This is a genomic window from Neoakkermansia glycaniphila, assembly GCF_001683795.1.
GTDB classification, from domain to species: Bacteria; Verrucomicrobiota; Verrucomicrobiia; order Verrucomicrobiales; family Akkermansiaceae; genus Akkermansia; species Akkermansia glycaniphila.
In genome coordinates this window covers 170,416-182,903 of record NZ_LIGX01000001.1, presented here as the reverse complement: position 1 = coordinate 182,903, position 12,488 = coordinate 170,416, and the positions used below count along the sequence as shown (strand labels likewise).

At 61.0% G+C, this 12,488-nt stretch carries 14 protein-coding genes and 1 tRNA gene; 12 read left to right on the top strand and 3 right to left on the bottom strand.

Annotation, left to right across the window (positions count from 1 at the left end; all coding sequences use genetic code 11):
- From AC781_RS13865 to AC781_RS00770, 12 genes are all read left to right on the top strand, one after another.
- Positions 1 to 352, top strand: a 352-nt coding sequence (locus AC781_RS13865; RefSeq protein WP_176712469.1) for a hypothetical protein, incomplete at its 5' end; no start/stop codon positions are given.
- 30 nt (positions 353 to 382) lie between these two features.
- A complete protein-coding gene (locus tag AC781_RS00820) occupies positions 383 to 1,216 on the top strand; it encodes a hypothetical protein (protein ID WP_067771972.1) in 834 nt (277 codons plus the stop codon).
- 83 nt (positions 1,217 to 1,299) lie between these two features.
- Complete coding sequence (locus AC781_RS00815) at positions 1,300 to 2,028, top strand: phage upper tail fiber protein (RefSeq protein WP_067771969.1); 729 nt, start codon at positions 1,300 to 1,302, stop codon at positions 2,026 to 2,028.
- A gap of 2 nt (positions 2,029 to 2,030) precedes the next feature.
- On the top strand, positions 2,031 to 2,792 hold the full coding sequence (locus tag AC781_RS00810) for a hypothetical protein (RefSeq protein ID WP_067771966.1): 762 nt from the start codon (positions 2,031 to 2,033) through the stop codon (positions 2,790 to 2,792).
- Positions 2,793 to 2,834: 42 nt separating this feature from the next.
- The gene (locus tag AC781_RS00805; RefSeq protein WP_141675656.1) at positions 2,835 to 3,413 is read left to right on the top strand and encodes a hypothetical protein; all 579 of its coding nucleotides are present in this window, start codon (positions 2,835 to 2,837) and stop codon (positions 3,411 to 3,413) included.
- A gap of 66 nt (positions 3,414 to 3,479) precedes the next feature.
- On the top strand, positions 3,480 to 3,932 hold the full coding sequence (locus AC781_RS00800; protein WP_067771960.1) for a hypothetical protein: 453 nt from the start codon (positions 3,480 to 3,482) through the stop codon (positions 3,930 to 3,932).
- A 58-nt stretch (positions 3,933 to 3,990) separates the two neighbouring features.
- Positions 3,991 to 4,221, top strand: a complete 231-nt coding sequence (locus tag AC781_RS00795; protein ID WP_067771957.1) for a hypothetical protein — start codon at positions 3,991 to 3,993, stop codon at positions 4,219 to 4,221.
- Positions 4,218 to 4,805: a putative peptidoglycan-binding domain-containing protein gene (locus AC781_RS00790; RefSeq protein WP_067771953.1), complete on the top strand. Its 588-nt coding sequence runs from the start codon at positions 4,218 to 4,220 to the stop codon at positions 4,803 to 4,805. Before AC781_RS00795 ends, AC781_RS00790 begins: the two co-directional genes overlap by 4 nt.
- Positions 4,806 to 4,903: 98 nt before the next feature.
- The gene (locus AC781_RS00785; protein ID WP_067771950.1) at positions 4,904 to 5,197 is read left to right on the top strand and encodes a hypothetical protein; all 294 of its coding nucleotides are present in this window, start codon (positions 4,904 to 4,906) and stop codon (positions 5,195 to 5,197) included.
- Between the two features lie 105 nt (positions 5,198 to 5,302).
- Positions 5,303 to 6,988: a portal protein gene (locus AC781_RS00780; protein WP_067771947.1), complete on the top strand. Its 1,686-nt coding sequence runs from the start codon at positions 5,303 to 5,305 to the stop codon at positions 6,986 to 6,988.
- A 24-nt stretch (positions 6,989 to 7,012) separates the two neighbouring features.
- Positions 7,013 to 7,309 (top strand): hypothetical protein, encoded by a 297-nt coding sequence (locus tag AC781_RS00775; RefSeq protein ID WP_067771944.1) that lies wholly within the window; start codon positions 7,013 to 7,015, stop codon positions 7,307 to 7,309.
- A gap of 4 nt (positions 7,310 to 7,313) precedes the next feature.
- Complete coding sequence (locus AC781_RS00770) at positions 7,314 to 8,105, top strand: hypothetical protein (protein ID WP_071133471.1); 792 nt, start codon at positions 7,314 to 7,316, stop codon at positions 8,103 to 8,105.
- Positions 8,106 to 8,374: 269 nt separating this feature from the next.
- On the opposite strand, the gene AC781_RS00765 is transcribed toward AC781_RS00770, so the two are convergent.
- The 3 genes from AC781_RS00765 to AC781_RS00755 all read right to left on the bottom strand — a co-directional run bounded on the left by AC781_RS00765 (position 8,375) and on the right by AC781_RS00755 (position 12,486).
- Positions 8,375 to 8,450, bottom strand: a tRNA-Ala gene (locus tag AC781_RS00765).
- 90 nt (positions 8,451 to 8,540) lie between these two features.
- Entirely contained in the window at positions 8,541 to 9,245 is a 705-nt protein-coding gene (locus tag AC781_RS00760) for a hypothetical protein (protein WP_067771938.1), read from the bottom strand.
- Positions 9,246 to 9,336: 91 nt separating this feature from the next.
- Complete coding sequence (locus tag AC781_RS00755) at positions 9,337 to 12,486, bottom strand: UvrD-helicase domain-containing protein (RefSeq protein ID WP_067771935.1); 3,150 nt, start codon at positions 12,484 to 12,486, stop codon at positions 9,337 to 9,339.
- Positions 12,487 to 12,488: the final 2 nt, after the last annotated feature.

Below are 12,488 nucleotides of genomic sequence, written 5' to 3'. Positions count from 1 at the left end.
GGAGGGGGACAATGGGGAGGTGGCTGCCGTGTATGCCGCCTGCCTGCCGGAGACGGAGGTGCGGGGGTATTTTACGAAGGGGCAGAAAAAGGTGTCCACAGGAGTGCGGGTGCGGCTGGAGAGTCTGCCCTCGGGGGCGGTGCTGATGGACCGCCACCAGCAGCAGAACGGCCACTGCCGGGGGAGCTATGACTGGAATTACGGCTGGGCGGGCCCGGTGTGGGGGGATACGCAGGTGCGCCTGACGGTGTGGCCGCACCAGGCGCGCGGGCCGTGGGGCGGGTATTTGATTTCTCCGGCGATCAGCCGGACGCTGTCGGCGCGCATCATCCAGATGCAGACGGAGGCATGAAGATGGGTTTGAACAAGTTTTAATGATTTTATGATGACGATTGATACGACTCCCGGCGAAACGTACGCGATTACGACTTCCGAGCCTGTGAGGGTTTCCGCCCTGCGGGAGGATGGAAGCGAGGTGCTGCTCTGCTCGATGACGGAGCCGGGGCAGTATCTGGTGGTGGCTCCGACCGGAGCGTTGCGCGTGTCCGGATCTTCCGCTCTCGTGACGCGGTCTTTTAGGTCAGCCCCTGCCGGTGCGCTCTGCCGCGCGGCGTCCGGCGGGGGCGTAATCGGGATAGAGTCCGCCGTGCTGCCTTTTGCGCCGGGGGACGGGACGGATAATCTGAATGCCGGCGGGTTCGCGTTCGAGGCGGAGGTGTCCGGCGAGTTGCGGCGGGTGGCCCTGAAGGGGCGGTCGGGGTACGAGTTTCACAAAAATCCGGTGTGGCTGAAGGTGTGGCGGCGGATGGAGGGCGGGCCGGTGTGGCTGGGGCTGTCGCGGGAGGGTGTGGTGCAGGTGAACGACAGGGTGAATGTGTGGACGTTTGACGAGGGGCTGCGCCTTGCTGCGGGGGATGTGGTGGTGGTGTCTTCCCACCGGGAGGAGGCGAAGGAGAGCCGGGAATACGGCGTGGACGGGACGGAGGGAAAGCTGCTGTGCCGGGTCGAGGCGATTGCCCACCGGGAGGGGATCGGCTGTCTGGACGATGCGGGCGCGCCCGGATGGGATTATCTGCCGGAGGGGGATATGACGCTCGCCCGGCCCGCCGATCTGGCGGATTACGCGCAGGTGGCGTTGCGGGAGGAGGGGGCCTTCGATCCGCTGCATACGCGCGCTCAGACTCTCTACGTCCTGCAAGTCTCTACCACCTCCTGAACAATCTTTCTCTTCTTCAGGGCAACGCCCGCAAACATCAATAATCGTACCTTGTACCTCATAAATCGTACCTCAAAAATATCATGGCAACCAAAACGACAAAATTGTATCTCGGCTCCGTGCTGCTCGTCGATCTGACGACGTTTGCGCTGGCGGGGGATTTGACGACGCATTCCGGCAATTCGACGGCGCATGTGACGGCGGCGGAGCGTGCCGCGTGGAATGCGAAGGCGGACGCCGCCACGCTGACGGCGCACACGGGGAATGCCGCTCTGCATGTGACGGCAGCGGAGAGGACGGCGTGGAATGCGAAGCTGGACGGTTCCGCTCTCTCTGCCTATGCGACGCAGGCGTGGACGACGACGCAGCTTGCGGCGTATGCGTCGCAGGCGTGGGTGGATGCGCAGATTGCGGCGAAGCACCATATCCGGATTGTGCCGACGGATGCTCTGCCGCTGCAAGGGGTGGCGGATGTGATTTATCTCGTGCCGAAGGGGTGGGAGCATCCCGAGTCGGCGGATGCGTCCATCCGGGAGCAGTATGTCTGGATTGAGGAGAAGTGGGTGAAGGTAGGGGATACGAGCGTGTCTCTGGCGGGGTATGCGCAGGAGGAATGGGTGGCGGCGCAGTTGGCGGGGTATTACACGAAGGCGCAGGCGGATGCGGTGGCATCCACGGCGAAGGCGGGGGCCGTGGCGGAGGCGAAGGCTTATGCGGACGGGAAGTTCGCGCAGGCGAAGTCTCTCACGCAGGCGGCCTATGATGCGCTCGCCGTGAAGGATGCGGGAACCCTTTACGCGATTGTGGAGTAGCCATGCTGCGGGAACTGAAACTGGGGAATTTGTCTCTGCTGCGGGTGGCGGCTTCCGTGTCTGCGGGGGAGGCGGGGCTGGTGTCCGGCGCGCAGGTGGCGGCATATGTGGAGGGGAGGCTCGCGGAGATGGGCGGCGGGAGCGGAAGCGGCGGGAGCTGGAACGGGGGGACGGTGACGCGTCCCGTCATTTTCAACGCAGATGTGCAGATCGGTACGGGGCCTTCCGTCTGGCTGCGCTACCACAATACGAATGCGGGGGCGACGTGGCCGTATATTCCGGAGGAGGCTGTGCCGACGAGAGGCCAGATCAATGAGTTCGTGCTGGAGCGAAGCGCGAATACGGAGAACTGGCATGAATCCGCCTCCTGCCCCAATACCTGGCTCAAGCGGCCCGCGCTGCCGGGGGGATGGTACAGGGTGGAGGTGATGCTGAACTCGGCCAACGGGGATGATGCTCTGGGCATTATCAATGCCGCCGCCGTGCGGAGCCGGCAAGTGAAGTGTGTGACGGGGCTGGCGTATGGCGGCACGGACAATTCGTCCTGCCCGTATACGAGCTGGGACGGGGTGGAGTGGTACAACAATTCTTCCGAGGCGGTGTCGCGCGCGATGGCAAGCGTCGTGCGGCTGGATTTCATTTATTGCCACTACGAGGCAACGGATGTCGCCTGGCTCGGCGAGGGGTTGGTGTCCGCCTGGCCGGGATGGAACAAGGGGGTGGCGCGGTACACGGGGATTCGCCCGCCGCAAGAGCTCTCCTGAACTGTTTCCCCGGCCCATGAACCTTTCAAGCAGAACAATATCATGACTATTTCCGTACAAACTACTCCGGGTATGACTTATGCGATTACGGCGACTGCCCCCTGCTCCGTCGTCGTAATCGAGAACAATCTGCCTTTTCCGTTTCTGAATATCGAGGAGCCGGGGCAGTATATCGCCGTGGCTCCGGGGATGGAGTTGCTCCTGACGGATGACGATGCTCTGGTGACTCCGGCGTGGGGGCGAGTGATCGCCGGGGGGACGGTGCGCCGCAGGGAAGCTCCGCAGCCCGGCGTGGCCTCCGGGCTGCCTCTCGTCTCCGGCCTGCCGGAAGACGGGCTGCTGCAACACGGCCATGTCTATAATCTGAACTGGGTGCCGCCGGAGCGGGAGGTGGTTGATCTGTCGGCGTTGCGGATGGAGTTCGACGGGGTGAATGTGACTTCCTGCCAGCTTTGGTTCGCCCTGCATCCGACTCGCGGGAAAGCGCTTTTCATCAAACCCGGCGGTTTCACATGGCTTCCGAAGGAGACGGAGTTTTCCAGTCCGGGATTTTACCGTTTTTCCATCGTGTGTGAACCGCAATTTCGCCTGATCCGGCTGGAGTATTTTATCGCCATTTGACCCGTGCGGGGTTCCTTTTCCTCTCTTTTTCAACATCCTTCCAAACAATAGAAGAACACAAACAACATGAATACGAATACATGCAATCATACCGAAGAGGTCGCCATGGCGATCTACCGCCAGTACCGGACCGGACTGAACCCGAATGCGGATTTCGACTGGGGCTCGCTGCCCGATGTCGAGAAGCAGGCGTGGCTCCGGGTGGCCGGGAATATCCTGCCGACGCTGGGCCAGCACGCGCTGGCCGATCTGCTGGCCTATGCGAAGCTGAAGCTCCGGGAGGCGTCTTCCGGCTGGTGGAAGGCTCTGTGGGGGCTGGCGGTGGCCGCAGCTCTCGCCGCCGCAAGCTGGCTGGCCTCTCTGGGGCTGACCGGATGCGGGCATACGGTGGAGGCGTCCCGCGAGGCTGGCGTCATCATCTGCAAGGACGGGACGTGCCTGATTCTGAAGGACGGGCATCTCACCTACGGGCCACAACCGCAGAAAACAGGCACGGCCATCACCCCCGCCGGGAAATAGACACGCACTTTTTCCATGGAATATTACCTGTTCATTATTAACTTTTCACTTGAATATCATGTGTAAACCCTACGACTGGTTTTTGAGGCTGGTGAATACGCTGAGGGTCGTTTTTGCGACGAAGGAGGGCGTGTTCGCGCTGTTGATCGCGGTGATGCTCGCCGGGCTTTACGTGCTCTATACCGATATGCGGAGTTTCATCACGGAGCAGACGCGTACGCAGATCGAGACGGTGCGGGTGCTGACGGAGCTGAAGGCGGAAATCTCGAACCTGAAGCATGACCGATGAATGCGCTGGAACAACGCATGGCCGCCAGGATTCTGCTCTTCGAGGATGAGCGGGCGACCGGACCGGAATCGCTGAAGGTGCGCAGGCAGCCCGCTGCCGACAAGGGCGGCAGGTGGGAGGTGTGCGGGATTTGCGACGGGATTGAGCCTTCCGCCTTCCGCCGCATCAAGGCGTTGCTGGATGAGGGGAGGCGGAAGGAGGCGTGGGATGCCTGTCTGGAGTATGTGTGGACGGATACGCGGTCTGTGCGGTCGTGGATCGGCAGTGCGGCGTATCCGGCGACGGAGTTTTTCCTCCGGGATCATTGTTTCAATTCCGGGGGGACGAATACGGCCAAGGTCCTGCAACGCGCTCTGAATGACGAGGGGGCGAGTCCGGCTCTGGCGGTGGACGGTAGCGTGGGGGATGCGACGCGTTCGGCGTTGCGCCGCCGCCTGCTGCATGGTAAAGAGAGGGATTTTCTGACCTGCCTGCGGGACCGGCGCAAGGCGTTTTATCTGGCCTGCAAGCAGTTCCCGGAGTTCGGGCGCGGGTGGCTGCGCCGGACGGATGAGGCGCGGGATTTTGCGCTCACGCTTTGTTGAGGGGATGTCGTCCGGGGCGGGAGGCTGTTTTTGACTCCTTTTCCTTTTTCTCTGTTACTTGTTACCTATTAACTATTAATTATTAACTTTTCGAGATCATGGGTTCGAGTATCGGCAATGCGATCATGGATGTGGTGACGCTGGGGTCTTCCTACCAGCAGCGGAAGGCGGCGAAGGAGCAGGTGCGCGCCGCGAATGCGATGGCGGCGGCCATGGAGAAGCAGCCCGTGGTGCAGGCTTCCGCTGTGGCCGCGCAGCGGCAGGAGTCCGCCGAGCAGAGCGAGCAGAATGTGAACTCCGCCGCCCGGAGGCGGGCCTCCCTGAGCAGGACGGTGAATACGCCGGGCTCCGCTGCCGCTTCCCTGCTCGGCGGGCGGAGGACGCTGGGGTGAGGCAGCGGGACAGGAAGGGAGTTTCGTTGCCGTTTTCTTTGTGACTGTTCGTTTTTTCCTTTGAACTATTACCTGTTCACTCTTCCTTTTTAACTATTCAAGATTATGGGTTATGCACATTCAGCCGAGGATTACGCCAGCACTGCCGAGGCTCTGCTGGCGGAGATGCGCAACAATGCCGGGGACTGGGACTGGCTGCGCCGCCACATCATGCCGCGTACGCAGGCCGGGGCCAACCATGAGGAGCGGCAGGCCTCCAGCCGGAAGCGGATGCACTCGACGGCGGCGATCAAGGCCCTGCGGGTGCTGACGGGGGCGCATATCATGTATATCACGCCGACGGGGCAGCAGTGGTTTGCCATCAAGTCGGGGCTGAAGGGGAAGAAGAAGTCCGCCCGGCATGACGAGTGGTTCGCCGAGGCGACGGAGACGATTTTCGGCGAGATCGGGCGTTCCAATTTCTACACGGAGCTGCACGAGTGTTTTCTGGACAGGTGCCTGACGGGGACGGGATGCCTGTTCTGCGAGGCGACGCCTGCGGGGAAGCTGAATTTCCGGCATATTCCGACGGGGACCTACGGGATTGCCGAGGGGGCGGAGGGGCTGGTGGATACGCTGGCTCGGTCGTTCCGGCTGTCTCCGCATCAGGCGGTGCAGCAGTTCGGCTACAGGAAGCTGCCGGAGCGCATCCGGGAGGCCTGGGACGAGCCGAAGTCGCGCTATACGGCGAAGTTCGAGTTCGTGCATCTGGTGATGCCGCGCACGCGCTATGAGTTCGGGCATGATGCGCTCCAGTCGCGGAGGATGAAGTGGGCGTCCGTGTATATGGCGTGGGATGCGGAGAAGAAGGTGCTGAAGGAGGACGGGTATAATGAGTTTCCGTATCTGGTGACGCGTTTCCTGCGGAACGGCGAGGGGCCGTTCGGGTATGGGCCGGGGCTGGATGTGAAGGAGGAGATCGCGGCGACGCTGAAGCTGGAGCGCGTGATGGATGTGCTGGGCGAGGTGGCGGCGTTTCCCCGCATTTTGCAGCTTGCGGATCAGGTGGGGGAGGTCGATTTGCGGGCCGGGGGGATTACGACGGTCAAGGCGGCGGCTGCCGAGCTGAAGATGCCGCGCGAGTGGGCGTCGTCCGGCAGGTACGATGTGGGGAAGGATCGCATCGACGAGAAGGAGAGGAAGATCCGGGAGGCGTTTTTCGTGGATATGCTGATGCCGCTGGCCGAGATCGAGAGGCAGATGACGGCGACGGAGGTGAATGCCCGGCAGGGGGAGAAGATTCTGGCGTTTTCGCCTTCGTTTACGTTGTTTATTTCGGACTGCAATGTGCTGATTCACCGCATTTTTTCGGTGCTGTTCCGGCTGGGGAGGTTTGCCATGGACGAGGTGCCGGACGAGCTGAAGGTGCCGGATATGGGCGGGAGCGAGAATTTCGAGATCGAGCTGCCCGCCGTGGAGTATCTGGGGCATATTTCGCAGGCGATCGCCCGCGCGCAGCAGAGCGGCATCGAGTATTTCATGCAGGTGGCGCTCACCTATACGCAGGCGACGGGGGATACGGCGATGATCGAGTATGTGGAGCCCCGGAAGTTTGCGAAGTTTTTGTACGAGCGGACGGGCTCGCCGACAGAGTGCCGCCGGACGGAGGCCCAGCTCCGGGAGCTGGACGCGCAGAAGAAGGAGGCTGCCGACATGCAGCGGAAGCTTCAGGCGACGCAGGGGGCGCGGGATGCAGCCGCCGCGCAGAAGGATCTGGCCGCGATGCCGCCGCAGGGGCAGCTTTCTTTTTAAGACAGTTTTTGACAGACCATCCATATGAATACGATACAGGATACCGATGATCTCGAACGGGCCTACAGGCTCCGCATCGCGCAACGCCGCGAACACCTCGCCGCCCATATCGACGAGGAGACGCTGGCGTACCTGGAGGCGGAGTTCGAGACGAATCTCCCGTGCTACCAGACGCGCGATCCGGCTACCGGCCATCGCATCGCCCCCGATCCCATCGCCGCCGCGTTGCGCGACGGGCAACGGGAGGTGGTGCTCTGGCTCCGGCATGAGATCGCGCAGTACAGGAACAATAAACAACCAACGACAGAACAGGAAGAATAAGAACATGAATATCGCATTACACAATCCGTACACGCGCCTTTGCCGCGCGGAAGTAGAAGAGTTTCCCGACGAGGGGGGCAAGGATGCTGCTCCGGCAGTAACTGAAACCGGAGGGATGCCCGCAAAGGCGGCGGCTCCGGCTGGTGAATTGGCAACACCGCCCGCCGCTGTGCCGAAGGGCGAGGAGGTGGATTTTTCGCTGGCGGCGGCTGCCCCGGAAGAGGAAGGGGATGGAGATGAGGTTTCTCCTGAAGAGGAGGCTGCCGAGGAGGAGGCGCCCTATGTGCTTGAATTGCCGGAGGATTTCGAGGCGACGGAGGAGTTCAAGTCTCTTCTGACGGAACAGGCGCAGGCTTCCGGGCTGGATGGCAAGGCTGCCGGGAAGTATGTCTCCGGCGTCATCTCGGCCATGCAGGAGGCGGAGCAGCGGAATATCGCCGCTTCCACGCAGGAGCTGCGCGACGACTGGGGAAAGGATTTTCAGGTGAATATGCAGGCGGTGAAGCGGTTTTCCGGCAAGATCATGGCGAAGTCCGGTCTGACGCCGGAGGATATGGCCCCGCTGCAAAGTCCGAAGGGGTACCGCCTGCTCCACGCCCTGATGCAGGCCACCGGCGAGAAGCCGCTGGTGAGCGGGCCGAAGACGACTCCGCAGTCCAATCCGGAGAAGGCCCACCGGATGCTGACCGATCCCGCCGACCCGGATTTCGAGGCGATGCACGATACGAGCCATGCCCGGCATCGCGAGGTGAATGCCGAGTACAACCGGCTCGTCGGGCTGCCGCCTTCGGACTGACGGCGTGCTGCGGGGATGTATGCGGCCCTTTCCTGTTGTTGGCGGGAAAGGGCGTTTTCATGCCATCCCTCCCCTTTCAAAGCCTCTCAAACACCGTTTTTGCGGCTCTTCGTTTCCTCTAAACCCCGGAATCCCGGGCTGTTTGTGTCATACAAATCCATCAGAAAACGGACGTAATTCGGACAGCGTGTGTCGCATTTTGTGGTGCATAATCCGGATACCAGAACGCCGCAAGAATTGATAATCAATTACTTGCGGCGTTGGAAATCTGGTGGAGCATAGGAGGCTCGAACTCCTGACCTCTTCATTGCGAACGAAGCGCTCTACCAACTGAGCTAATGCCCCACATAAAGTGGTGAAGATTTTATACGCGCTTTACCTGCATTCGACAAGTTTTTTTTATCCCATGCCGAGGAAAAAGCCGTTTTTTCCTGTTCAGCCTCCGTACCGGTCGCCTTTGACCCATCTGCCGTTTCCTTTCGGCAGGTAGCCGTTGGAAACGGGGCCGTACTGGGTCGAATCCAGATTGCCGTTCAGCGGCAGGCCGAGGGTCTGTTTCCACCAGTAGGACATGCTCATGCCGGTGTAGCAACCGAAGCTCCAGCAGTCCGCATTCGGCGCAAAGATGTTGCGATCGATCTGTCCGAGTTCGGACTCATGAATCCACGCGGTCGAGGCTGCCTGAATGTCGTTGCCGTAGTCGAGCATGAAAGCGTAGAGGTTGGAGTGGCCGAAGTAGTAGAAAGAATCCACTTTCTCTCCGCCGCGCGGCGCGTTGTTGAGGGCTTTGATGGCGCCTTCTCCACTGCTGACCCAGACGAGTTTGACTTTGTATTTTTTCGCCAGGTCATTGATCCACTGTACATAGGGTTTACCGTCTTCCTTGCCGCGGCGTTCGTAGCCGGTGCGGTAAACGATCCATGTGATTTTCGCATCCGGATTTTTCGCCTGAATCAAGGCAATCCGGACGGTGGCCGCCCGAATGAAGTTGGCCCACCATTTGTCATGGGCGACACCTTTTTCACGCAGGTTTTCTTTTGAAGACAAGGCCGGTCCTCCGCTCATGACGACATCCACGGCGTGCGCCACAGGGGCCACGCTCAACAGGGCAAGTACGCTCAACGCACAGCTCGGTTTCATGCGCGACAGGGTACCCCGGCCTCCCTACGGTGTCAAGCGTATTCGGATGCGTTGCGCCGCGCCACGTGCCCTGCTCCGCCTTGTTTTCCGGTTACATCGGAATCAGCCGTTTCAAGTCCGTGGAGAGGAGGAATGCCGAAACGCCGCTTTCGCCGCCCGGCAGTTGCAAAGCCATGGCAACCAGTTTCCGGTACAGGCCCATTTGTTCCGCATAACGATTCCTCAATTCCTGTTCAGAAGCATTGCGGTTCGTTTTGTAGTCAATGACGGTTGCGGTTTTGTCCGGATGGATGATGAGCCTGTCGATGACGGAAGATATCCATTCTTGCCCAACGATGGCTTCCAGCCTCTGTTCCCTCAGGACAATAGCACCGGGTTCTTCGGCAAATGAGCGGGCGATTGCCGGTTCGTCCATGCATTGCAGGACGAGGCGTTCGGCGTCGGTGGCCGGGTTGGCCGCCCATTCCGGCTTTTCGACGGGGTTCCACCAGAGGATACGTTCGAAGACGGCATGCACTTCATGGCCGAATTCCAAAATGCGGCGGCGTTCTTCCGCATTCTCCGCCGTTTCGGCAGGGCGGCCGATTTCATCTTCATCCGGCCGGATGGAGGGGCTGCGGCGTTCGTAACGCCGTGGGGGCGGCGGCAACGGACGAATCGTCTCTTCCACGGGTTCCTCTTCTGGGGAAGCAAGTCCGGCATACCATGCCCGGTCTCCGGCGGTATGAATCAGTTCGACGCTTGCCCCATCGTTTTCAGGCGGCATGCCCGTCGCAGCTTCGATTCCGGCAAGGACCATTCCGCCGGATGTTCCGGAAGACGGTTTATTGGGTACGATGATGTAGTTGGCGTGGGCAGCCCGCGTCAGGGCGACATAGAGCAGGTTTCTGCCTTCCTGCCTTTGTTTTTCCGACCACTCTTCGATGTACGGCTGCAGCTGGTGATAGCGTTCGCGCACAGCCTTGGGAGGAGCGAAGAGGAAACCGTTCATACGGCCGGAAGAATCGAGCGCCTTGAAGTAATCCAGCCGCGACTGGTCGTCAAAGGCTTTCTTGTCGAGCAACGGCAGGATGACGGCATCATATTCCAAGCCCTTGGATTTGTGCACGGTCATTACATGGACAAAACTTTTCGGCGGATTGGCCGTTTGCGAGCGAGATTGCATGCGCCGTATCCAGTCTTCGAGAGAACCTCCCTGCACGTCGAAGCTTTCCGCATCGTTCATCCAAATGTCGAGGCGGTCGCGGTGGTAGGTCGACAACAATCCGGGGCCGCCGTTGGCGAGTCCGTCGCGCAGATGGCGCAGGACGGCGGCACAGCCTTCCGTTTCGGCCAGCCGGTTCCAGTAAGTCCATGCCTCGTTGCGGTTGCGTTCCCCGAAGACGGTCTTGCCGAGCGGCGAACGTGCAACGAGTGCGACCGCATATTCGTTGCCGGGGTGCCTCAGCCAGCGGAAGAGTTGCAGCAGGGTCATGCCCAGCGGGGAGTCGATGCCCACACTGGTTTCGGCAAGGGATTCCACATGAATGCCCGGCAGGTTCGAGCGTATCCAGCCGCACATGGCATCCACTTCGGACTTTTTGCGCAGCAGGATGGCACAGCTCATGCCACTCGTTTTCAAGGGCATGCTCCGCAGAATGTCTCCCACGGTTTCGCATGCCATGAGCATGGTTTCATCGGCCTTTCCTTTGGCCAGGCGGTACACTTCGAGGTAGCCCGGCCGTTCGCGCCCGCCTGCCGCAGGTTCGGCAGCCCGATGTTTCTCTGCCCCGGTGTAGCCGAAGACGGCGTTGACGAAGTCCAGCACGACGGAGGATGAGCGGTAGGAGGTCGCCATGGAGCAGGCCTGCAAGGCGTCCTGCCACGGGGATTCGGCCTGCAGGGCGCGGAACAGGCGGGGTTCGCCGCCGCGCCAGCCGTAGATGCTTTGCTTGACGTCGCCGACGACGAAGAGGCTGCGCGAGGCACTGCGGTTGTCGCCCATCGCGGCATCGGTCGCCACTTCTTCAAGAAAGGTGCGGAGGCCGTTCCATTGCACGAGGGAGGTATCCTGAAATTCGTCGAGCATCCAGTGCCGAATGCGGCCATCCATGCGGTAGGCGAGAACAGACGGCGCCCCGTTCGACCCCAGCACGTCAGGCAGCGAACGGGTAATGTCGTCGAAGTCGTACAGTCCGCGGCTGCGGACGCGTTCGCGGTACACTTCTTCGTACCGGGCGAGGATTTGCGGCAGAGCGCGTGATTTGTCCCGCACCTTCCGCATGGCTTCCCGCTCCGTCGCGGCAATCAGTTCGCGTACCACTCCCTTGAGGCGCAGGTATGCTTCGTTTTCCTCGCCGCTGTGGGGAAGCGCGCTGTCCTGCTCGATCGTTTTGATACTGCTCAGATCCCATGAGTCGCTTTGCAGTTTGCGCAGAACGGATTCATAGCCGTTCATGACATTTTTCCGGGCAATGTTCGCCTGCGGCAGCAGGGTTTCGATGAGGGCGGCCCTGTCTTTCCAATACGTATCGGGCAACGGTTCGCCGGCAGCTTCGAGAGAGATGCCGAAGGCTTCCAGATTGCCCCATGCTTCAGGATCCGGCGTTTCGAGGTAGGCGCTATGATAGGAAGCGACGACATTTTGCAGCGTCGTTTCCATGTCAGAGCGTTCGCCTTCCTGCGTCATTGCGGAGAAGCGGTCCAGAAATTCATTCATGGAGTCTTCATCCTCCTGAAAGCTCATGTACAGGAATTCGAGGGCATTCGCACGCTCCTGCTCCCGGGCGGATTCGTCCACCATGCGCACATCGCTGAGCCCCAGCTCGAAAGAAGACATGCGGACGAGGCTGGCGAAAAGGCTGTCGATGGTGCTGAGGCGCAATCTGCCCAGAGCATCGATCAAGCGCCGCAACAAACGGCGAAAGCGTTCCTGCGTCAGCGGATGGCGGCTTTCATCTGCCAGCGGACTCAGCCCCGGGAAACCGGGCTTGCCCTGCCACATGCCGAGAATACGAAGCCTCAGGGATGCCGCACCTTGCGGGGAATCCGCCCCAGCGGCGAGGTCGCGCAGGATGCGATCGGCGAATTCCCCCGCCGCCTTGCGGGTGAAGGTGATGGCGGCCATGGCTTCCGGCTGGGCTCCGAGAGCCAGCAGGGAGATGAAACGCAGGGAGAGCTGGTACGTTTTCCCTGTTCCGGCCGAAGCGGAAATCAGAGTACTGGTCACGCGGACATTGTCCGGCTGTTCATCGGCATTCATGG

Coding starts and splice junctions, on each gene's coding strand:
- AC781_RS00815 (WP_067771969.1), top strand. CDS start 1,300: ATGGCAACCAAAACGACAAAATTGTATCTCGGCTCCGTGCTGCTCGTC.
- AC781_RS00785 (WP_067771950.1), top strand. CDS start 4,904: ATGGGTTCGAGTATCGGCAATGCGATCATGGATGTGGTGACGCTGGGG.
- AC781_RS00755 (WP_067771935.1), bottom strand. CDS start 12,486: ATGAATGCCGATGAACAGCCGGACAATGTCCGCGTGACCAGTACTCTG.
- AC781_RS00770 (WP_071133471.1), top strand. CDS start 7,314: ATGAATATCGCATTACACAATCCGTACACGCGCCTTTGCCGCGCGGAA.
- AC781_RS00790 (WP_067771953.1), top strand. CDS start 4,218: ATGAATGCGCTGGAACAACGCATGGCCGCCAGGATTCTGCTCTTCGAG.
- AC781_RS00820 (WP_067771972.1), top strand. CDS start 383: ATGATGACGATTGATACGACTCCCGGCGAAACGTACGCGATTACGACT.
- AC781_RS00760 (WP_067771938.1), bottom strand. CDS start 9,245: ATGAAACCGAGCTGTGCGTTGAGCGTACTTGCCCTGTTGAGCGTGGCC.
- AC781_RS00810 (WP_067771966.1), top strand. CDS start 2,031: ATGCTGCGGGAACTGAAACTGGGGAATTTGTCTCTGCTGCGGGTGGCG.
- AC781_RS00775 (WP_067771944.1), top strand. CDS start 7,013: ATGAATACGATACAGGATACCGATGATCTCGAACGGGCCTACAGGCTC.
- AC781_RS00800 (WP_067771960.1), top strand. CDS start 3,480: ATGAATACGAATACATGCAATCATACCGAAGAGGTCGCCATGGCGATC.
- AC781_RS00805 (WP_141675656.1), top strand. CDS start 2,835: ATGACTATTTCCGTACAAACTACTCCGGGTATGACTTATGCGATTACG.
- AC781_RS00780 (WP_067771947.1), top strand. CDS start 5,303: ATGGGTTATGCACATTCAGCCGAGGATTACGCCAGCACTGCCGAGGCT.
- AC781_RS00795 (WP_067771957.1), top strand. CDS start 3,991: ATGTGTAAACCCTACGACTGGTTTTTGAGGCTGGTGAATACGCTGAGG.